Source organism: Mesorhizobium sp. BHbdii (genome assembly GCF_053848045.1).
In genome coordinates this window covers 68417-88567 of record NZ_JBSPKX010000001.1, presented here as the reverse complement: position 1 = coordinate 88567, position 20151 = coordinate 68417, and the positions used below count along the sequence as shown (strand labels likewise).

Sequence of the window (20151 nt, the reverse complement as noted above, 5' to 3'; positions counted from 1 at the left end):
GGCAAGAATGGGCCGGACGCGCGGCAGCCGCTTGGGAGGAGCGACTATTCGCCTTCGTGGGTCTGACCGGAGCCGCCGACGGAAACGATGTTGAAGGGTTTGCCTTCGACAGCCATGTCGCCGGTTTTCTCGAACGACGTCGCATCAACGAGACGCAGCACGCCCTTCAAAGGATCCGTGACCACGATCCTGTCGCCGGCGACCGCGACGCGCGGCCTCGGCTCGCTCCAGTGACCGTCCATCGAATAGGGATCGGTCAGCTTGAGCGAGTTTGCGATCTCCCCCTTCACCACGTCGAGTTGGTGAAGCTGGCCGTCCTCGGTAAAGACGTAGGCGAACCTCGCACGAACGGGATCGACCGCGAAATGCACGCGGCGCGTCGGAAGGCTGATCAGCCGGAATGCGTCGCTCTCGACCGTCGGATCGATCAGCACCACCTTGTCGGCGCCGTAGTTGCCGAGGAAATATTGCAGGCCTCTGCCGCCGATCAGCGTCGTCGTTTTGCCGTCCGGCAGGCTATCGGCATAGGGTAGGTGACGGATCGCCGGGGTGCCGTCGCCATCGGTGACAACAAGCAGACCGGTCGCGCAGGCGAAAGCCAGGATATTGCCGGAAGACGCCTCCCCGTGGAGGTCGGGGCAGGCGTGGATGCCGCCGATCGGCGCGCCGGCTTCGTCAGCGACCCTGATGCCGACCGGGAGTTCGTCCGGCTTTTCCCTGTTCGGCTCCGACAGGAGAACATGGGAGCCATAGGCGACTGCGACGCCGTGCTGCGGCGCGTCCGTCTTCACTTCCCTGAAATCCGATCTGCCTTCCAGAACGGCCTTCTCGGAGATGATGCGGGCGACACCTTCGCCGTCGAAAAAAGCGGCGAGGTCTCCGTCATGCTCGACGAAATGCGACGGCTTCTTGCCTGCGATCTCGATGCCGGCAAGCTTCGGCGCTTCGACGTCGATGTCGCCATGTTCGCCGTGGTCCTCGAAGGAAATGCCGCTCGCGATCCCGGTAACGACGCCGGCCGCGCCCTGCACGGCGAACACGGTCCGGCCGCTTTCGCTCCGATGGAGCGATGCCGGCCCTTTGAGATGGAACGTGTCGAGCTTTTCGCCATCGACTGCATCGATTACGGTCACCTTCGGGTCCGCGTGATCTGAGATGAAGAGGCGCCAGGCGGTCACCTCCTCGGCATGGGCAGCACTTGTTGATAGAGACAGAAACAGCGCGATGGCCGTGGCTGACGCCCCATTTGTCCTCACGGTATTCTCCTTGAATGTTATCACATAACTGATTGTGGTCGACGAAGAGGCGGATTCCTCCGTGGCGGTCAGCTTCCGAGGATCGCGCCTTTGATCGTCGTGATGTTGTGCCGCATCATCTCGAGATAGGTCGCAGCCGGGCCGTTCTTATCCGACAGGGCGTCGGAGTAGAGTTCACCGCCGACTTTCAGGCCCGTCTCGCTGGCGATCTGTTCGATCAGGCGGGGATTGGTGACGTTTTCCACGAAGATTGCCGAAGCCTTGTCTTGCCTGATCTGTTTGATGAGGGCCCCGACGTCGGAGGCCGAAGCCTCAGATTCGGTGGAGACGCCCTCCGGTGCGAGGAATTTTATGCCATATTCGTGCTCAAAATACCCATAGGCGTCGTGGGAGGTGATGATCGTGCGCTTGTCCTCGGGGATCTCAGCTACAGCAGCTTTGATCTCCGCTTCCAGTCCCTCGAGCTGCCGGCCGTATGATTGGGCATTGGCCCGATAGGTGTCACAGCCGGCTGCGTCGGCGGCACAGAAGGCATCGGCGATGTTCTTCACATAGAGTTCGGCATTGTGCACCGACTGCCATGCATGAGGATCGGACTCGCCGTGATGATGGTGCCCTTCCTCATGGCCCTCTTCCGCCTCCGCGGCGTGCCCTTCCTCACCCTTGGCGGCCTTATCCTGATCGTGGTGACCTTCTTCCTCGGTGTTGCGCAACACCTCGCTGCCTTTGGTCAACTCCACGACCGGCGCCTTCGTCGCGCTCGCCTCGACGAGACGCTGAAGGAAGCCCTCGAACTGAAGGCCGTTGACCAGCACCACGTCGGCAGAACCGACGGTGGCCGCGTCGGCCGGCTTCGGTTCGTAGACATGGGCGTCACCATTCGGGCCGACCAGCGTGATGATGTCGACACGGTCGCCGCCGACATTCTTGGCGAAATCGGCGATGATCGAGAAGCTCGCGACAACCTTGAGGTTCTCGGCCGCGGCCACCGACGGGATGATTGGCAATGATGTTATGACGCCCACCACGGCGGCAAGCTTCAGCGTCCAGGACATTCGATCAACTCCTTCTGTTCAAGTGGCTCTGTGGGGACATATGCCGGACGCGTGCCGAGCACGCTGCGCGCCGGCAAAGATGGAAGAATGTACGCCCGCCGACCGGATGACCGCCGGGCCGGACCATTCCGTCGGGATGGCTGTTGTAGCCCAGCGTGAGGTCTTGAAAGGTCACACCGACCGCCATTTGCTCCATCTCCACGGAAAGCATCAAAGTCAGCCCCGCTCTTGACGATCCGTTATGTTATGTTATCACGTTCGTCAATCGAAAACGTTATGTTATAACTCACAGTAACCGTTGTGCTCGAAACTGCGTGGAACACTAAGGAACAACGGATGCCTAGACGTAATCAGCAGTTGGTTCTCGGTGCGCTCGCGCGCTCCGAGCGGCCGATGGGGGCCTACGAACTGCTTGAACTCCTTCGCCAGGAAGGGCTCCGCTCACCGCTACAGATCTATCGCGCGCTGGATCGGCTCATCGAGGAGGGCCTGGTTCACAGGATCGAGAGCCTGAGCGCGTTCGCGCTTTGCGTCCACAGCGAATGCACCCATGGGCGCGCCGCCTTTGCAATCTGCGCGAATTGCGGGCGGGCAAGTGAGGTTCACGACCCGGCATTGGAGCGGGTGCTACGCCGGATTGCCCGACGGCAGGGCTTCCGAACCAAATCGGCCACGGTGGAGCTCTCGGGTGTGTGCGAGGCTTGCGCGCATGGATGAGACACCGGCCTTCCGTCCGGGGGCGATCCAATTGGCTTGTGCATGACCCAGCTGAAATCCGCAATCGAACATTTGGAGACGACTATGCCTCTCGAAGCCTCCCAGCAAATGCCCGTCACGGTTCTTACCGGTTACCTCGGCGCCGGCAAGACGACGCTGCTCAACCGCATCCTGACCGAACAGCACGGCAAGCGATACGCCGTGATCGTCAACGAGTTCGGCGAGGTCGGCATCGACAACGACCTTATCGTCGATACTGACGAAGAAGTCTTCGAGACGAACAACGGCTGCATCTGCTGCACGGTGCGCGGCGACCTGATCCGTATTATCGAGAGCTTGATGCGGCGCAGGGATCGTTTCGACGCCATCCTGATCGAGACGACCGGCCTTGCCGATCCCGCGCCCGTCGCCCAGACCTTCTTTGTCGACAACGATATGAGGCAGAAGACGAAACTCGACGCGATCGTCACGGTCGCCGATGCGAAGCATCTCCTCGGCGAGTTGGATCATGCGCACGAGGCGCAGGAGCAACTCGCTTTCGCCGATATCGTCATACTCAACAAGACCGACCTGGTAACGCCGACCGAACTCAAGGCAGTGGAGGCGCGCGTTCGCAGGATCAACCCGACGGCTGCAATCAAGCATTCCACGCGTTGCAATGTTCCACTCGACGAGGTTCTGGATCGCGGCGCGTTCGATCTGAACCGTGTCCTCGAAGTCGAGCCGGACTTTCTCGACGCAGAACACGAGCATGAGCATGACGATCACGTCACCAGCTTTTCTCTCGTCACAGAAACTTCGATCGATCCGAGCAAGTTCTTGCCGTGGATCCAGATGATCACACAGAAATTCGGTATCGACATGCTGCGCATGAAGGGCATCCTGGCATTCAAGGGCGATGACGACCGCTTTGTCGTCCAGGCCGTCCACATGCTGCTCGAAGGCGACCACGAGCGCCCCTGGAAAGAGGGGGAGAAGCGCGTGAGCCGGCTGGTGTTTATCGGCCGCAACCTGCCCAAGGGCATGATTGAAGACGGCTTCCTCAAATGCTGTGTCGACGTGGACTCTGTAGAGGCTCTGAGTGCGTAGGGACAGGATTGTCTATGAATCGCCTCGCGCACCCACTCGCCCCGCGCGGGCTTGCCCTGCCGGAGAAGACCAGCCAGATCAAGGTCTGGGTTCGCAGGGCCCGCGGGCTCGATGGCGACGTCGTGGTGTCCGTCACGGAGCTCGTATGCCGCAAAGATGGCTGTCCCGACATCGAAACGGTGATCGGCATAATGCGTCCCGGCAAGAAAATCGAGACGATCCGGATTCACAAGTCAATCGCCGATGTGACCTCGCGCGATCTGCCGCAAGGGTGAATAGATTGGCGTATCCGCACAATGTTTGGCCTGTAGGCCAAAGCTGTGAGCGCTTGCGGAAGAGTCGCCGAGGCATCGTGCTGCGACCCGGATCGGGAACCGTCGACGAGAGCTAATGCTCGCCGCATCTTTCGCCGCGCAATTTGCTGGCGCTCGACTTTGCCCAACGCGACTACAAGGTTCTGACGGCCACGATCGGCTGGTCGTCCTCCTTAACCACGTGGCGAATGCGGCGTAGCTAGCGGTTTTTCGCTGGTTTATGACAATGATCTGTGGTTGTAGCGCTTGGCCGTCCGGCAAAGAACGCCCCGGCTTTTCAGCGTGTCTGAGGGAGTAATCGATAAAATGGCGAATGAAAACTGGCCCGTTTACGGCGAGATCACCGGCCCTGTCGTGATGATCGGCTTCGGCTCGATCGGGCGGGGAACGCTGCCGCTGATCGAGCGCCATTTCAAGTTCGACAAGTCCCGCATGACCGTCATCGACCCACGCGATACCGATCGCAAGCTGCTCGACGAGCGCGACATCACCTTCGTGCAGGATGCGGTGACCAAGAAGAACTACAAGAAGCTGCTGACGCCTTTGCTGACCAAAGGCGGTGGCCAGGGCTTTTGCGTCAACCTCTCGGTCGACACCGGCTCAGTGGATTTGATGCGGCTCTGTCGCAAGCTGGGTGTGCTTTACATCGACACCGTCGTAGAGCCGTGGCTCGGCTTCTATTTCGATACCAAGGCCGACAATGCCAGTCGCAGCAACTACGCGCTGCGTGAATCCATGATCGAAGAAAAGCACGCACATCCCGGCGGGGCGACGGCAATCTCCACCTGCGGCGCCAATCCAGGCATGGTCTCGTGGTTCGTCAAGCAGGCTCTGGTCAACCTCGCCACCGATCTTGGCCTCGAGTTCTCGGAGCCCGCGCAGCACGATCGCGAAAGTTGGGCCAGGCTGATGAAGAAGGCCGGCGTCAAGGGTATCCACATCGCCGAGCGCGACACACAGCGCACCAAGAAGCCGAAGCCGATGAACGTGTTCTGGAACACCTGGTCGGTCGAAGGCTTCATCTCGGAAGGGCTTCAACCGGCCGAACTCGGCTGGGGCACGCATGAGACGTGGATGCCGAAGAATGCCAAGAAGCACAAGCATGGCTCGAAGGCCGCGATCTATCTGGAGCAGCCGGGCGCCAACACGCGTGTGCGCAGCTGGTGCCCGACGCCCGGTCCGCAATACGGTTTCCTGGTGACGCACAACGAGTCGATTTCGATCGCCGACTTTTTCACCTTGCGCGGCAGGAAGGGCAAGGTTCAATATCGTCCGACCTGCCACTACGCCTACCACCCCTGCAACGACGCCGTGCTGTCGCTGCACGAGATGTTCGGTGCCGCCGGCAAGGCGCAATCCGTGCATCACGTGCTCGATGAAAACGAACTGGTCGACGGTGTCGACGAGCTCGGCGTGCTGCTCTATGGCCACGACAAGAACGCCTATTGGTACGGTTCGCAACTGTCGCTGGCGGAAGCGCGCAAGCTGGCGCCTTATCAGAACGCCACGGGCATGCAGGTCACGTCTGCAGTGCTGGCGGGCATGGTCTGGGCGCTGGAAAATCCCGAGGCCGGCATCGTCGAGGCCGACGAGATGGACTACAGGCGCTGCCTGGAATTGCAGTCCCCCTATCTGGGGCCGATCAAGGGCTACTACACGGATTGGACGCCGCTCGATAACCGCCCTGGTCTGTTCCCGGAAGACCTCGACAAAAACGACCCATGGCAATTCCGCAACATCCTCGTTCGATAGTGCAACATCCTCGTTCGATAGCAATGTTTCACTGCCTTGCAATCGCCTGGAAATCGGGCGATTGAAGGAAAGGTGGGGCCTGGAGCGACGTGCGTCCATTTGGACGCACAAAGTATAGCGCTTTGAATGTACGCATCGTGCTTTCCGAAAAATCGGATCGATTTTCCGGCCGATGCGAGAGGAGAGGATTTTGATGATGACGATTGGGCGCAAACAGCTTTCGGCCGGCATTGTCGCGGCCGCTGCCGTCGCCTTGGCGGCGTGCACCACCGCCGGCCCGGGCGGGCCGTCATTGGCCACGCGCAACGCGGTCGAAGGCTCATGGATCGACGCGCAAGGCACCGGCCTGTCGACCTTCGCCGCCGGCAGCTTCAATACCGTCGCGACCGATACCGGCCAGAAACTTGCCGACGGCAGCTACACCATGACCGGCGGTACTTCGGTCGCGATCAATGGCACTTCGCTGATCCGCCAGACGCCGATAAGCTTCAACTGCTTGTTGATCTCCACCTCGCAGCTTAATTGCACCAGCGCGAGCGGGCAGAACTTTGTGCTGACGCGACGCACCTGAGCCCATACTGAACTGCTTTGCAAAGGACGGCGGCTTGAGCACGCCGTCCTTTTTGCGCCGGCAAAGCTGGCCCCAATTCCGCTTGCATCACCTAAAACGCGATGTGAACATGGGCGAAACGCTGGCTGTTATGTTCCAGTCGAGCAAGCGCGTTAAACAGGTCATCCGGGAGACGAAGATGAAGAAGATCGCCGCCATTGCCGCCCTGTCGGCGTCTACGCTTGGCCTGTCAGCCGGCGTGTCCTTTGCCGACTACACGCTGAACATCCTGCACATCAACGACTGGCATAGCCGCATCGAAAGCAACAACAAATATGAATCGACCTGCTCTGCCGAAGAGGAGGCCAAGGGCGAGTGCACCGGCGGCGCGGCGCGGCTGATCACGGCGATCGGCCAGGAGCGCAAGAAGCTGGAAGGTCAGAACGTGCTGCTGCTCAGCGCCGGCGACAATTTCCAGGGTTCGCTCTTCTACACCACCTACAAGGGAAAGACCGAAGGCGAATTCCTCAACCAGATGAAATTCGACGCCATGGCGGTCGGCAATCACGAGTTCGACGACGGCGAGGCGGCGCTGGCGCCGTTCCTGGATATGATCAAATTTCCGGTGCTCGGCGCCAATGTGAAGGCCAACGCGCAATCCAAGCTGGCTGACCGCGTGAAACCGTCGATCGTGATCGAGGTCGGCGGCCAGAAGATCGGCGTCGTCGGCGCGGTCACCAACGACACGCCGGAGCTCGCTTCGCCAGGCCCTAACGTCACGATCGAGGACGACGTCAAGTCGATCACGTCAGAGGTCGAGAAGCTGAAGGGAGAAGGCGTCAACAAGATCATCGCGGTCACCCATATCGGTTACAAGCGCGAGCGCGACGTCATCGCCAAGATCCCGGGTGTCGACGTGGTGGTCGGCGGCCACAGCCATTCGTTGCTGTCCAACACCGACCCCAAGGCTGAAGGCCCCTACCCGACGATGGTCGACAATCCGGACGGCTACAAAGTGCCGGTCGTCCAGGCGGCGTCCTATTCGAAATATCTCGGCGAGTTCAAGGTCGTCTTTGACGACAACGGCGTCGTCAAGCAAGCCAGCGGCGACCCGATCTACCTCGACAAGTCGATCACGTCAGATCCCGCGGTGCTTGACCGCATCAAGGAGCTCGGCGCGCCGATCGAGGCGTTGAAGAACCAGGAGGTCGCCGAAACCACCAAAGCGATCGACGGCAGCCGTGAGAACTGCCGCACCCGCGAGTGCGAGATGGGCAATCTCGTCTCCGATGCCGTCCTTGACCGCGTCAAGGACCAGGGTGTGGAGATCGTCATCACGAATGGCGGCGGTCTGCGCGCTTCGATCGACCAGGGCACCGTCACCATGGGCGAAGTGCTGAACGTGCTGCCGTTCCAGAACACATTGGCGACCTTCCAGATTTCCGGCAAGGATCTGATTGCCGGGCTCGAGAACGGTCTCAGCCAGATCGAGGACGGCGCCGGACGCTTCCCGCAGGTTGCCGGCCTGAAGTACTCATTCGACAAATCGGCTGCCCCGAATGCCGGGCGCGTCAAGTCGGTCGAAGTCATGCAAGGCGGCGCGTGGACCCCGATCAATCCGGACAAGGATTACCTGGTCGCCACCAACAACTATGTGCGCCAGGGCGGCGACGGCTACAAGGTGTTCGCCGACAAGGCCAAGAACGCCTATGATTACGGACCGGGCCTCGAACAGGTGGTCGCCGATTATCTCAGTGCACATCGGCCCTATACGCCGAAGCTCGATGGCCGCATCACCGAGATCACGGCCGCCGCCGCGGCGGAACCGGCCAAGGAACCGGCGAAGCCGGCCGAGGCTGCGCCCGCTCCGGCCGAGCCCGCAAAACCGGCAGAAACGGCACCAGCCGCGACTGCGGAGCCAGCGATGCCCGAACCGCCGGCCGGTTCGGACGATATCGCCACGACGCCGCCAGCCGTGCCGGCGGAACCCGCCCCGGCTTTGCCGGCACCTGCCGAGCCGGCAAAGCCAGCCGAGACGGCGCCCGCGGCACCGGCTCCTGCGGCGGAACCGGCCCAGGAACCAGCCAAGCCAGCCGAAGCTGCGCCTGCCGAGCCGGCAAAGCCGGCCGAAAGCAGCCATGTGATCGTTGCCGGCGACACCTACTGGGATCTGGCGGAAAAAGCCTATGGCGATGGCGCCAAGTGGAAAACGATCTCCGACGCCAACAAGGACTATGAGCCGCGCCGCCTTCCCGTCGGCGTGACCTTGACCATCCCGGCCGCAAACTAAATTCTTCCGCCATTGTTGGAAAACCCGTCCGGGTAACCGGGCGGGTTTTCTGCTTTCCGCCTGAGGTAAGATAAGGTGCGGCCAGACGCTGCATTGCAAACCGGCGCGGCATCGCTAGTTTCGCGCGGTGTCCGGAGATCCCTTATGACGCTTTCCAACCCTGTCGGTCCCAAGGCTGCGAAGGTCCTCGGCCCGCCGCCGGCAGGACAGCCGCCGGTCGGGGCGGGCAGGATCGGCGTCATGCTGGTTAATCTCGGCACGCCCGACGGCACAGAATTCAAGCCGATGTGGCGCTATCTCAGGGAATTCCTGTCCGATCCGCGCGTCATCGAGCTCAACAAGGCGATCTGGTACCCTATCCTCTACGGGCTGGTTCTCACCACGCGGCCGAAGAAGTCGGGCGCCAACTATGCCAGGATCTGGAACCGGCAGCGTAACGAGTCGCCGCTGCGCACCTACACCCGCGCTCAGAGCGAAAAGCTGACCGAGGCGCTGCGCGACCTGCCCGGCGTCACCGTCGACTGGGCGATGCGTTACGGCAATCCTTCCACCGAGAGCGTCGCCAAAGGGCTGGTCGCGCAGGGCTGCGACCGCATTCTCTCTTTTCCCCTTTATCCGCAATATTCCGCGACCACCACCGCGACCGCCAACGACCAGCTGTTTCGCGCGCTGATGAAGATGCGCCGCGCCCCGGCGATCCGCAGCGTGCCGCCCTACTATGCCGAACCGGTTTATATCGAGGCGCTTGCCCGTTCGATCGAGCGTCATCTGGCGACCCTCGCTTTCGAGCCGGAGGTGGTCATCGCCTCCTATCACGGCATTCCGAAACCCTATTCCGACAAGGGAGACCCCTATCAGGCCCATTGCCTTGAGACGACCCGGCTGCTGCGGGAAAAGCTCGGCTGGGATGAGAAGAAGCTGATCACCACGTTCCAGTCGCGCTTCGGTGCGCAGGAGTGGCTGCAGCCTTACACCGACAAGACGGTCGAGAAATTGCCCGGAGAAGGCGTGAAATCGATCGCCATCGTCAATCCGGGCTTTTCCGTCGACTGCATCGAGACGCTGGACGAGATCGGCAGGGAGGCGGCCGAGACTTTCCATCATGCCGGCGGCGAGAAGTTCGCGCACATCCCTTGCCTCAATGACAGTGCCGAGGGCATGGCGGTGATCGAGGCGATGGTGCGGCGCGAACTGTCGGGCTGGATCTGAAGCGGATACAATCGAGCGCCGCTAACCCGCTTTCTATGCACCGTAATCCACTATCACCTGATTGTAACGTTCCTGAAACACACTTAAGTGTTTGGTGAAGTCGGCCGCGTGAAACACTTCCGTGGCCGGCATCCGAGGGAGGGCCAAATGGATTTCAGTGGTTTCGATATCGCGCTTCTTGTTCTTGTCGCTCTTGTCGTGCTCGTGCTTTTCAAAGGCATCCGGACAATCCCGCAAGGCTATAATTATACCGTCGAACGCTTTGGCCGCTATACCAAGACATTGAGCCCCGGCCTCAACCTCATCGTGCCGTTCGTCGACCGCATCGGCGCCAAGTTGAACATGATGGAGCAGGTGCTCGACGTCCCGACCCAGGAGATCATCACCCGCGACAACGCCACCGTCGCCGTCGACGGCGTGGCCTTCTACCAGGTGCTCAACGCCGCGCAGGCCGCCTACCAGGTCGCCGGGCTGGAGAACGCCATCCTCAACCTGACGATGACCAACATCCGTACCGTGATGGGCTCGATGGACCTTGACGAGCTTTTATCGAACCGCGACGCCATCAACGAACGCCTGCTGCGCGTCGTCGACGAGGCGGCGCATCCTTGGGGCATCAAGATCACCCGCGTCGAGATCAAGGACATCAACCCACCGGCCAATCTCGTCGAATCGATGGGTCGCCAGATGATGGCCGAACGCAACAAGCGCGCGCAGATCCTCGACGCCGAAGGCCTCAAGCAGTCGCAGATCCTGGAAGCCGAGGGCCGCAAGGAAGCCGCCTTCCGCGACGCCGAGGCGCGCGAACGCTCGGCCGAGGCCGAGGCCCGCGCCACGCAGGTGGTGTCGGAAGCGATCGCCAAGGGCGACGTGCAGGCGCTCAACTACTTCGTTGCGCTGAAATACACCGAAGCGCTGACCAGGATCGGCTCCGCCACAAACAGCAAGGTCGTGCTGATGCCGATGGAAGCTTCATCATTGATCGGCACGCTCGGCGGCATCGGCGCGATCGCCAAGGAAGTCTTCGGGAGCGAGGGCAATGCCGGCCCGCCGCGGCAAGCTTCACGTCCGCCGGTAGTTCGCCCGAGCGAAAGCTGAGGCCGATCCGATGTTCGACCGCATCATTTCGGAACTCGGTCCCTGGAATTGGATGGTTCTCGGCTTTGTTCTCCTCGTAATGGAGGTCATCGCACCGGGCATCTTCATGCTATGGATCGGCATCGCCGCGCTGCTGATCGGTGCAGTCTCCCTGCTCATCTGGGACGCAGGATTCTGGACCTGGCAGATCCAGGTTCTCGCCTTCCTCGCTTTGTCGCTGATCTCCGCCTATGTCGGCAAGAGACTGGTGGGCGGACGCCATGACCCGACCGACCAGCCGCTGCTCAATCGCCGCGGCGAACAAATGATCGGCAGAATGGCGACACTTGCCGAGCCGATCAAGGACGGGCGCGGCCGCATAAAACTGGGCGACACGCTATGGCGCGTCTCAGGCCCCGATCTGCCGGCCGGCACGCAGGTGCGCGTGACGGGCGCGGCCGACACCGATCTGGAGCTGACGGTCGAGGCGGTTTAGGACCGATCCCACCCATCTCGGCGGGCGACTTTCAAACAGGCCTGAGGTCTGTCAGGCCGCGCCGATGCGCAGCAGGTCGTGCAGATGGACAAGTCCGACCGGCCGTCCGCCCTCGACAACCATCAGGCTGGAGATGGCCGAATTGTTGATCGTCTGCAGCGCCGTCGCCACCAACGTATCCGGCCCGGCGGTCTTCGGCTTCTTGGTCATGACCTGATCGACACTCATCGCCAGAAGATTGCTGCCGATGTGGCGCCTGATATCGCCATCGGTGACGATGCCGATCAGCGCACCATCCGCGGCGGTTATCGCCACGCAGCCGAACCCCTTGCGCGACAATTCGAGGATCGCTTCGCGCATTCCGGTGCCCGAAGGCACCAGCGGCAGCCTGTCGCCGACATGCATGATGTCGCGGATCTGCGTCAGATTGGCGCCAAGTTGCCCGCCGGGATGGAAGGTGCGGAAATGATCCGGCGTGAAGCCGCGCGCTTCGAGCAACGCGATGGCCAGCGCATCGCCGATCACCAGTTGCAGCAGCGTCGATGTCGTCGGTGCCAGGCCGTGCGGGCAGGCTTCCGGCGCACGCGGCAGCAGGAGCACCACATCGGCCGCACGCGCCAGCGCCGATCGCTCTCCGGCGGTGACCGCGATCAGCGGAATCGAGAAGCGCCTGGAATACGCGATGATGCCCTTGAGCTCGCGACTCTCGCCCGACCACGACATGGCGATGATGGCATCGTCCTTGGCGATCATGCCGAGGTCGCCATGATTGGCTTCGGCAGGATGGACGAAGAAAGCCGGCGTGCCGGTCGAGGCGAGCGTTGCGGCGATCTTTGAGCCGATGTGGCCGCTCTTGCCGACGCCGGTGACGATGACGCGGCCCTCGATTTGCGACACCATGTCGACGGCGTGCGCGAACGGTTCGGTCAATCCGTTTTCGAGCGCGGCCGCCAGCGCCGCGACACCGGCCTGCTCAGTCGCTACCGTTCTAAGCGCCGAGGCGATCGAAGCTTGCCCATCGAGCCGCTTCTTGTCTGGGGATCTCGCATGCATGGCTGATGCGATTAGCGCTTTGCCGCGCGCCTGTCCAACGGAATTGCCATCCAGCGAGGCCTGATCCACCGCTGCCTCAACCCTCCGTTAACCATCCCCATTTACGGTTCGGTAAGTATGGCGCGCGTGCGCCGCGCAAGCAGTGGTGGCGATGTCCGGGGCCCAGCCTGAAAAGAAAAGAAGACGAAACGGCAAAGCGGTCTGCGCCTTGCTGCTGGCGACCAGCGTCTTCGCCTTGCTGCGGCCTGCGCAGCCCTATGCCCAGGTAACCGAGCTGCGCGGCGAGGTTTCAGAATCGGCAATTCTGGACGACCAGCAGCGCAAGACCAGGCAATTGAGCATGGCCAGCGCCGAGGATCAGACGGCGCAGGCCGGCGCAACCACCCAGAGCACTGCGCCGGCGCCCACCTATCAGCCGGCCAGCCCCGGCGCCGTACAGGACGACGACACGGCACCCGCGACTGGCAGCATTTTTGATCCGCCGGAGGCCACCGACGATGCGTTTGCGGACACCCACGCTCCCGTCCCGCCGCGCCGGCCATCGAGCGCAACGCAAGGGGCGGCCGATCAAGACGAAGCCGCCGAGACACAAGCCACCGCCGCGACTGCAGCCACGACGGATGACACGGACACCGGCGAAACTGACCAGGACGCCACCAATCGCCGTGCCATGACCGTTGATTCCGCCGACAGGCAGCAGCTCGATCCGGGCGCTGAGCGCGCCGAAGCCATCGAAGGCCGGGATAAGAGGGCCGAGGACGACCCGTTCGCCGCCACCGGCATCAAACTCGGCTCCTTCGTGATCAGGCCAACGCTCGAGCAAGGCCTGACGGCGTCATCAAATGCCGATTCAAGCAGCGAAGGCAAGCCGGCCCTGCTGTCGGAAACGACGCTGCGCTTCACTGCCATCTCCGACTGGCGGGAGAATTCGGCTGTCATCGACGGCTACGGCACCTTTCTCAAGACTATATCGGGCGACGAGGTTCAGGAGGCACGGGGCCGTGTCGATGGCACGCTCAATGTCGACCTCGACAACGATCTGCGCGCTATCGCCAAGCTCGGTTACGAGTCGGCGCCGGAATCGGCTTCGTCGCCAGTCGTCATCGAAGGCACCGTCGAGCAGCCGGTGCGCCAGACCATTGACGGCAGCCTTGCGCTCGAGAAGGATGCCGGCAAGATGCGCTTCGCCCTGACCGGCGCTGTCGAACACGACATTTACGGCGACGCGAAGCTTTCGACGGGCGGAACGCTGTCGCAGAAAGACCGCGACTCGACGCTTTATACCGCCACCTTGCGCACCGGCTATGAGATTTCTCCCGCCATCACCCCTTTCGCCGAGGTCGAAATCGGCCGCCGGGTCTATGATTTGCGCGTCGACACCAATGGTTTCGAACGATCCTCGACGCGGCTCGGCGTTCGGGCCGGCGCCGAGGTCGATCTTGGCGAGAAGCTTGCCGGCGAATTCTCGGCCGGCTGGCTGCGGGAGGCGATCGACGACGACCGCCTGCCGGCAATTTCGGGTGCCACGGTGAACGCCGACCTCAGATGGTCGCCGGAACGCGGCACCACGATCGGCCTCACCGGGCAGACGATCGTCGAGGGCACGACGACCGCCAACGAAAGCGGCGACATCCTTTACTCCGGCCGCCTCACCGGCGAGCGGGAAATCCGTGCCAACCTGATCGGGAACGCAGCTCTCGGCGTGGACTGGCGCGACTACATCGGGTCGGACGGCCATGATCTGACGCTGAGCGCCGAGGCCGGACTGACATGGTGGCTGAACCGGTATGCCGGACTGACCACCCGCGCCAGAACTGAAAAACAGACCAGCAATCTGGAGGGCCGCGACTACACCGCCCACAGCATCTTCGTCGGGGTGACACTGCAGCCGTAAAGCAACCGTTGAAGGTTGGGGCATGTCGAGATTCAAGTCAGGCCGTGGCGAGAACGGTGGTTTCGAGAACCTTGTTCTTATGCTTGTCGTTGTCCCAAAACCGTTGCGCACCATCGGTTCAAGCCCGAGGGCATGCTTTTGGGCGACATACCTAGAACGCCGCGCCCCGCTGCTCTGAGGGTTTCATCTCGTCGAGAAGCTGGCGGATAACGCCCGCCATGCGTCCGTTTATGTCGCTGCGCCACAGCGCGAAGGCGACATTGGCCTCGACAAAGCCTTCCGGCGATCCGCAATCGAAGGTGCGCCCCTGGTAGTGGCACCCATAAAAGGGCTGTTGCTTCTCCAGCTTCAGCATCGCATCGGTGAGTTGTATCTCGTTGCCGGCGCCCTTCTCCTGGCCCTCGAGAATCCCAAATATCTCCGGCTGCAGGATGTAGCGCCCGTTGATGTATAGATTGGAGGGTGCCGTGCCGGTCTTCGGCTTCTCCACCATACCGGTGATACGGAAACCGTGATGTGTATCCTCGCCACGGCCGACGATGCCGTATTTATGGGCCTCGGCGGGGTCGCATTCCTGAACCGCGACGATGTTGTTGCCGGTCTCCGCATAAAGCTCGACCATCTCTTTCATGCAGCTTTTTTCCGACTGCATGATCATGTCAGGCAAAAGCAGCGCGAAGGGCTCGTCGCCGACCAGTTCCCGGGCACACCAGACGGCATGGCCAAGGCCGAGCGGCACCTGCTGGCGCGTGAAGCTGGTCTGCCCAGGCGAGGGTTGCAGCCGCTGCAGGCGGGCGAGCTCGTCGTCCTTGCCGCGCTGGGCGAGCGTGTCATAGAGTTCGAACTGGACGTCGAAATGGTCCTCGATGACCGCCTTGTTGCGGCCGGTCACGAAGATGAAATGCTCGATCCCGGCTTCGCGTGCCTCGTCGACCACATACTGGATGACTGGCCTGTCGACGACGGTCAGCATTTCCTTGGGTATGGCCTTGGTGGCCGGGAGAAAACGCGTGCCGAGACCGGCGACCGGGAAAACTGCCTTGCGAACTCTCTTCATGCTGTCAAATTATCCGCTTCTAAGCCTGTTCGGCAATCCCGCTTCAAGACATTTTCGTGCCGGAATCGAGGATTATGGAACGGCTGGTCAGAAGAAATTCGTAGTCTGTAAAGCACCAACCCGCCTTTTCGTTCCCAACGGCACCTATGGTAAACTAAATGCTAACCGGGTTCGGCGATGAATAGTCTTCCTGTGATGAAGAAGGAGGAAAAGATGTCCGTTCGCAACGCCGCAAAGCGCTTCACAAGCATCGTTGCGGCCGCCAGCCTGTCGCTTGCCTTGCTGATGCCCACCGGATCGGCTTTTGCCGACGCCGGTTTCCGGCAATGGGTGGCCAGCTTCCGCGCCACCGCGGTGCGGAGCGGTGTTTCCGGCGCCGTTTACGACCGGGCATTCGAGGGCATCAGCGATGCCGACCCGGTCGTGCTGGAAAAAGCGCGTTATCAACCCGAATTCACCGCGCCCGCCTGGGACTATTTCGACAACCGCGTCCATGACCAGTCGGTCGCTGTCGGCCAGCAGATGGCCAGGAAGTGGAAGCCGTGGCTGGACAGGATCGAGGCAAAATACGGCGTCGACCGTCATATCCTGCTGGCAATTTGGTCTATGGAATCGAATTACGGCGAAATCCTCAAGCGCGACGATGTCATGCGCAATGTCGTGCGTTCGCTGGCAACGCTTGGCTATGCCGACTCGAGACGATCGAAATTTGCCCGCACCCAGTTGATCGCGGCGCTGAAAATCCTGCAAAGGGGCGACATCGACAAAAGCCACCTCAGCGGCTCATGGGCCGGCGCCATGGGCCATACCCAGTTCATTCCCACCAGCTATCAGGCCTATGCGGTCGATATGGACGGCGATGGCAAGCGCGACATCTGGAATTCCATTCCCGATGCATTGGCAACGGCCGCCAATCTGCTCAAGAAGAACGGCTGGCAGGCCGGCAAGACCTGGGGCTATGAAGTCAGCCTTCCCGACGGAAAGAAGTTCCCGGCTGGATCGAAGTCACTGTCGCAATGGCAAGCGCTGGGTGTCACGCGTGTCAACGGCAAGCCGTTCAAGAATAGCGCGGAGAAGGCCACGCTGAAGGTGCCAGGCGGCCGCGGCGGCCCGGCTTTCCTGATGATCAAGAATTTTTCGGTCATCAAGCGCTACAACAATGCCGACAAATACGCGGTTGCCGTTGGCCTTCTTGCCGACGAAATCGCCGGCCATGGTGGGCTGGTGCAGGACTGGAAGCGGCCTTTCACGAAGCTCTCCTTCGAGGAGAGGCAAGAGCTTCAGCAGCGGCTTTCCCAGTACGGCTACTATGACGGCAAGTTCGACGGCAAGATCGGCGAGGGATCGAAAGCCGCCATCATGGCCTTCCAGGCAAAGGCTGGCTTGACCCAGGACGGACATCCGAGCATGGAAGTGCTCAAATGGCTCAGGCAGAACTAGCCTCGCATAGGGAGACGACCTAGAGGCTCGGACCCAACCGGTTTTTGGGAAATCCGATGCTCAGACTAAGATAGAGCGGCGGCCGGGTTGGATTTGAGGGTCCGGCGCTCTTAAGGGATGGAGAGGGTAATTGGTTTCGGCTGGGCGTATCCGGGTGATCCTTCGTCGCGTGCCGATCCTGATTCTGGCTATTGCCGTTCTGGCCGTCAGCACTGCCGCCGTCTTTCACACGCCGGCCGTGGCGCAGGAAGAACAAAGGCGTGGCTGGTCGCTGCGCGACTTGTTGTTTCTGCGCCGAAGCGAGCGGGTGGGCCGAACCGAGTGGATGGAGCCACCGCGACAGATCCAGAGGGCCGGGCCACGGAAGCTAAAAGCAAGAAAGCCCCGCGCCGCGCCGCGCCGGCCGGCTGAGCCGGCAACCCCGATTGTCGAGAAGGCGTCGGATGCCCGCACCGTTCTGGTGGTCGGCGATTTCATGGCGAGCGGCCTCGGCGAAGGTCTCGATACCGCCTTTGCCGAAAACACCAACGTCAGGATCGTCGTCCGCAGCAACGGTTCGTCCGGTTTCGTGCGTGACGATTTCTACAACTGGCCCGAACAGATCAAGTCGCTGATCGAGACCGACAAGCCCGCGGCCGTAATCGTCATGCTGGGCTCCAACGATCGGCAGCAAATGCGCGTGAACGGTGAACGCGAACAGCCGCGGTCCGAGGCCTGGACCAAGGAATACGAACGCCGGACCGAAGCGTTCGGTAAGGCCATTGCAGCGGCCAAGGTGCCGTATCTATGGGTCGGCATGCCGGCATTCAAGGCGCCGAAGATGACCTCAGACATGCTGGCTTTCAACGACATTTACCGCTCGACGGCCGAAAGCCATGGCGGCGAATTCGTCGACATCTGGGACGGTTTCGTCGACGAGGACGGCGCCTTTGTCACCAGCGGACCTGATATCAACGGCCAGCCGGTGCGCCTGCGCACCGACGACGGCATCTATGTGTCGAAAGCCGGCAAACGCAAGCTCGCCTTCTATGCCGAAAAACCCTTGATGAAGATCCTTGGAATGACCGCGCCCACGGGCACACCGGCAGCTTACGCGCCAGCGGGCGCTCCCGTCGGGGCGCCGGCACCGGCACCCATGGCCGTCGATCGCACCGTGCCGATGCTGCTCAACGATCCGGCGCTCGATGGCGGTTCTGAACTTCTCGGCGCCGCAGCGCCGGCAAAGGCCGACGGGTCTGGCGAAAAGCTCCTCGTCGAGGGCAAGGCGCCCGCTGCTTCGCCCGGCCGCGCCGACGATTTTTCCTGGCCGCCCAGGGGACAGCCTGCGGCCGCCGCAACCGAAACGACCACGGCGACCACTCCATAAACCTGCCCCGGCACCGGAATAGCAGAAAGTGTCTTCAGAGGGCGCGCAAGTAGGGTCTCGAGACAGCCTCAGCGCGGCAGCACGCTCGATCCCATCAGCGCCTCGTCGATCGAACGAGCCGCCTGCCGGCCCTCGCGGATCGCCCAGACGACCAGCGATTGACCGCGGCGCACGTCGCCCGCCGCATAGAGCTTTTCGACGCTGGTCTTGTAGTCGCGGTCATTGGCCTCGACGTTGTTCGAGCGGCGGCTGTCGATGACGATCTTCATCTGGCCAGCCAGCTCCGACACCGGTCCGACGGCCGCCGGCCCGGCAAAGCCGATGGCGATGAAGGCGAGATCCGCGCGGATGACGAATTCCGTGCCGGCGATCGGCTTGCGCTTTTCATCGACCTCGCAGCATTTGACGCCGGTCAACGCGCCGTCCTCGCCGATGAATTCGAGCGTCGCCACCTGGAACTCGCGCTCGGCGCCTTCGGCCTGCGAGGACGAGGTGCGCATCTTCGTCGCCCAGTAGGGCCAGACCGAAAGCTTGTCCTCCTTTTCCGGCGGCTGCGGCCGGATGTCGAGCTGGGTGACACGAACGGCGCCTTGGCGGAAGGCGGTACCGACGCAGTCGGATGCGGTGTCGCCGCCACCGACGACGACAACATGCTGGCCGCCGGCGACGATCGGCCGCGAGGGCCACGCCACCGACTGGATCGGCTCGCCGCCGATGCGCTTGTTCTGCTGCACCAGATAGGGCATCGCATCATGCACGCCGTCGAGATCGTCGCCGGGAATGTTGGCCGGGCGCGGTGTTTCCGAACCACCGCAATAGAGCACAGCATCGTATTCGGCGAGCAGCTCCGCCACCGGTTTGTCGACGCCGACATTGACGCCGCAATGGAAGCTCACGCCCTCGCCCTGCATCTGCTCGATGCGCCGGTCGATATAGTGCTTCTCGATCTTGAAGTCGGGGATGCCGTAGCGCATCAGCCCACCCGGCCGGCTCTCGCGCTCATAGACGTGAACGTCGTGGCCGGCGCGGCCAAGCTGCTGGGCGGCCGCCATGCCGGCCGGCCCGGAGCCAATGACTGCGACGCGCTTGCCGGTCTTCTTTTCCGGCGGATAGGGCCGGATATGACCGGTTTCATAGGCCTTGTCGGCGATCGCCTGCTCGATCGTCTTGATGGCGACCGGAATGTCCTCGAGGTTGAGCGTGCAGGCTTCCTCGCAAGGCGCCGGACAGATGCGGCCGGTGAATTCCGGGAAATTGTTGGTCGAGTGCAGGTTGCGGATCGCATTGTCCCAGTCGCCATTGTAGACGAGGTCGTTCCAGTCCGGGATCTGGTTGTGGACCGGGCAGCCGGTCGGCCCGTGGCAGTACGGGATGCCGCAATCCATACAGCGCGCGGCCTGTTTCTCGACCTCCTTGTCCGACATCGGCAGCGTGAACTCGCGAAAATGCCGGATGCGGTCGGAAGCCGGCTGGTACTTGTGCACCTGCCGGTCGATCTCGAGAAACCCTGTTACCTTGCCCATAGTCCAGTCCCTG

Annotated in this window: 17 protein-coding genes; 12 read left to right on the top strand and 5 right to left on the bottom strand. The window is 62.1% G+C overall.

Going from position 1 to position 20151, the window contains the following annotated elements; genetic code table 11:
* Positions 1-44: 44 nt before the first annotated feature.
* Both aztD and aztC read right to left on the bottom strand, forming a co-directional pair.
* Complete coding sequence (gene aztD, locus ACWTU8_RS00375; RefSeq protein WP_455846608.1) at positions 45-1256, bottom strand: zinc metallochaperone AztD; 1212 nt, start codon at positions 1254-1256, stop codon at positions 45-47.
* Between the two features lie 68 nt (positions 1257-1324).
* Entirely contained in the window at positions 1325-2311 is a 987-nt protein-coding gene (gene aztC / locus ACWTU8_RS00370; RefSeq protein WP_455846607.1) for a zinc ABC transporter substrate-binding protein AztC, read from the bottom strand.
* A gap of 336 nt (positions 2312-2647) precedes the next feature.
* On the opposite strand from aztC, the gene ACWTU8_RS00365 reads away from it, so the two are divergent.
* The 9 genes from ACWTU8_RS00365 to ACWTU8_RS00325 all read left to right on the top strand — a co-directional run bounded on the left by ACWTU8_RS00365 (position 2648) and on the right by ACWTU8_RS00325 (position 11805).
* The gene (locus tag ACWTU8_RS00365) at positions 2648-3028 is read left to right on the top strand and encodes a Fur family transcriptional regulator (protein ID WP_455840247.1); all 381 of its coding nucleotides are present in this window, start codon (positions 2648-2650) and stop codon (positions 3026-3028) included.
* An 84-nt stretch (positions 3029-3112) separates the two neighbouring features.
* Positions 3113-4117, top strand: a complete 1005-nt coding sequence (locus ACWTU8_RS00360; RefSeq protein WP_455846606.1) for a CobW family GTP-binding protein — start codon at positions 3113-3115, stop codon at positions 4115-4117.
* 14 nt (positions 4118-4131) lie between these two features.
* Entirely contained in the window at positions 4132-4392 is a 261-nt protein-coding gene (locus ACWTU8_RS00355) for a nitrate reductase (RefSeq protein ID WP_455846605.1), read from the top strand.
* Between the two features lie 345 nt (positions 4393-4737).
* Positions 4738-6183, top strand: a complete 1446-nt coding sequence (locus ACWTU8_RS00350) for a homospermidine synthase (protein ID WP_455846604.1) — start codon at positions 4738-4740, stop codon at positions 6181-6183.
* A gap of 196 nt (positions 6184-6379) precedes the next feature.
* The gene (locus ACWTU8_RS00345) at positions 6380-6754 is read left to right on the top strand and encodes a hypothetical protein (RefSeq protein WP_455848343.1); all 375 of its coding nucleotides are present in this window, start codon (positions 6380-6382) and stop codon (positions 6752-6754) included.
* A gap of 178 nt (positions 6755-6932) precedes the next feature.
* Positions 6933-9023: a 5'-nucleotidase C-terminal domain-containing protein gene (locus tag ACWTU8_RS00340; protein WP_455846603.1), complete on the top strand. Its 2091-nt coding sequence runs from the start codon at positions 6933-6935 to the stop codon at positions 9021-9023.
* 144 nt (positions 9024-9167) lie between these two features.
* The gene (gene hemH / locus ACWTU8_RS00335; protein ID WP_455846602.1) at positions 9168-10232 is read left to right on the top strand and encodes a ferrochelatase; all 1065 of its coding nucleotides are present in this window, start codon (positions 9168-9170) and stop codon (positions 10230-10232) included.
* Positions 10233-10379: 147 nt separating this feature from the next.
* The gene (locus ACWTU8_RS00330) at positions 10380-11330 is read left to right on the top strand and encodes an SPFH domain-containing protein (RefSeq protein WP_029349653.1); all 951 of its coding nucleotides are present in this window, start codon (positions 10380-10382) and stop codon (positions 11328-11330) included.
* Positions 11331-11340: 10 nt separating this feature from the next.
* Positions 11341-11805 (top strand): NfeD family protein, encoded by a 465-nt coding sequence (locus tag ACWTU8_RS00325; protein ID WP_135934782.1) that lies wholly within the window; start codon positions 11341-11343, stop codon positions 11803-11805.
* Positions 11806-11856: 51 nt separating this feature from the next.
* Here ACWTU8_RS00325 and ACWTU8_RS00320 read toward each other — a convergent pair whose 3' ends face one another.
* On the bottom strand, positions 11857-12858 hold the full coding sequence (locus ACWTU8_RS00320; protein WP_029349650.1) for a KpsF/GutQ family sugar-phosphate isomerase: 1002 nt from the start codon (positions 12856-12858) through the stop codon (positions 11857-11859).
* A gap of 151 nt (positions 12859-13009) precedes the next feature.
* On the opposite strand from ACWTU8_RS00320, the gene ACWTU8_RS00315 reads away from it, so the two are divergent.
* Positions 13010-14752, top strand: a complete 1743-nt coding sequence (locus ACWTU8_RS00315) for an outer membrane beta-barrel protein (protein ID WP_455846601.1) — start codon at positions 13010-13012, stop codon at positions 14750-14752.
* Positions 14753-14903: 151 nt separating this feature from the next.
* On the opposite strand, the gene galU is transcribed toward ACWTU8_RS00315, so the two are convergent.
* Positions 14904-15809, bottom strand: a complete 906-nt coding sequence (gene galU / locus ACWTU8_RS00310) for a UTP--glucose-1-phosphate uridylyltransferase GalU (protein WP_036267133.1) — start codon at positions 15807-15809, stop codon at positions 14904-14906.
* A 213-nt stretch (positions 15810-16022) separates the two neighbouring features.
* Here galU and ACWTU8_RS00305 point away from each other — a divergent pair, with 213 nt between their 5' ends.
* Both ACWTU8_RS00305 and ACWTU8_RS00300 read left to right on the top strand, forming a co-directional pair.
* Positions 16023-17249, top strand: coding sequence for a lytic murein transglycosylase (locus tag ACWTU8_RS00305; RefSeq protein WP_455840253.1), 1227 nt, complete (start codon positions 16023-16025; stop codon positions 17247-17249).
* A 130-nt stretch (positions 17250-17379) separates the two neighbouring features.
* A complete protein-coding gene (locus ACWTU8_RS00300) occupies positions 17380-18615 on the top strand; it encodes an SGNH/GDSL hydrolase family protein (protein ID WP_455846600.1) in 1236 nt (411 codons plus the stop codon).
* Between the two features lie 68 nt (positions 18616-18683).
* Here the strand turns inward: ACWTU8_RS00300 and ACWTU8_RS00295 are convergent, their stop codons facing one another.
* Positions 18684-20138, bottom strand: coding sequence for a glutamate synthase subunit beta (locus ACWTU8_RS00295; protein WP_455846599.1), 1455 nt, complete (start codon positions 20136-20138; stop codon positions 18684-18686).
* Positions 20139-20151: the final 13 nt, after the last annotated feature.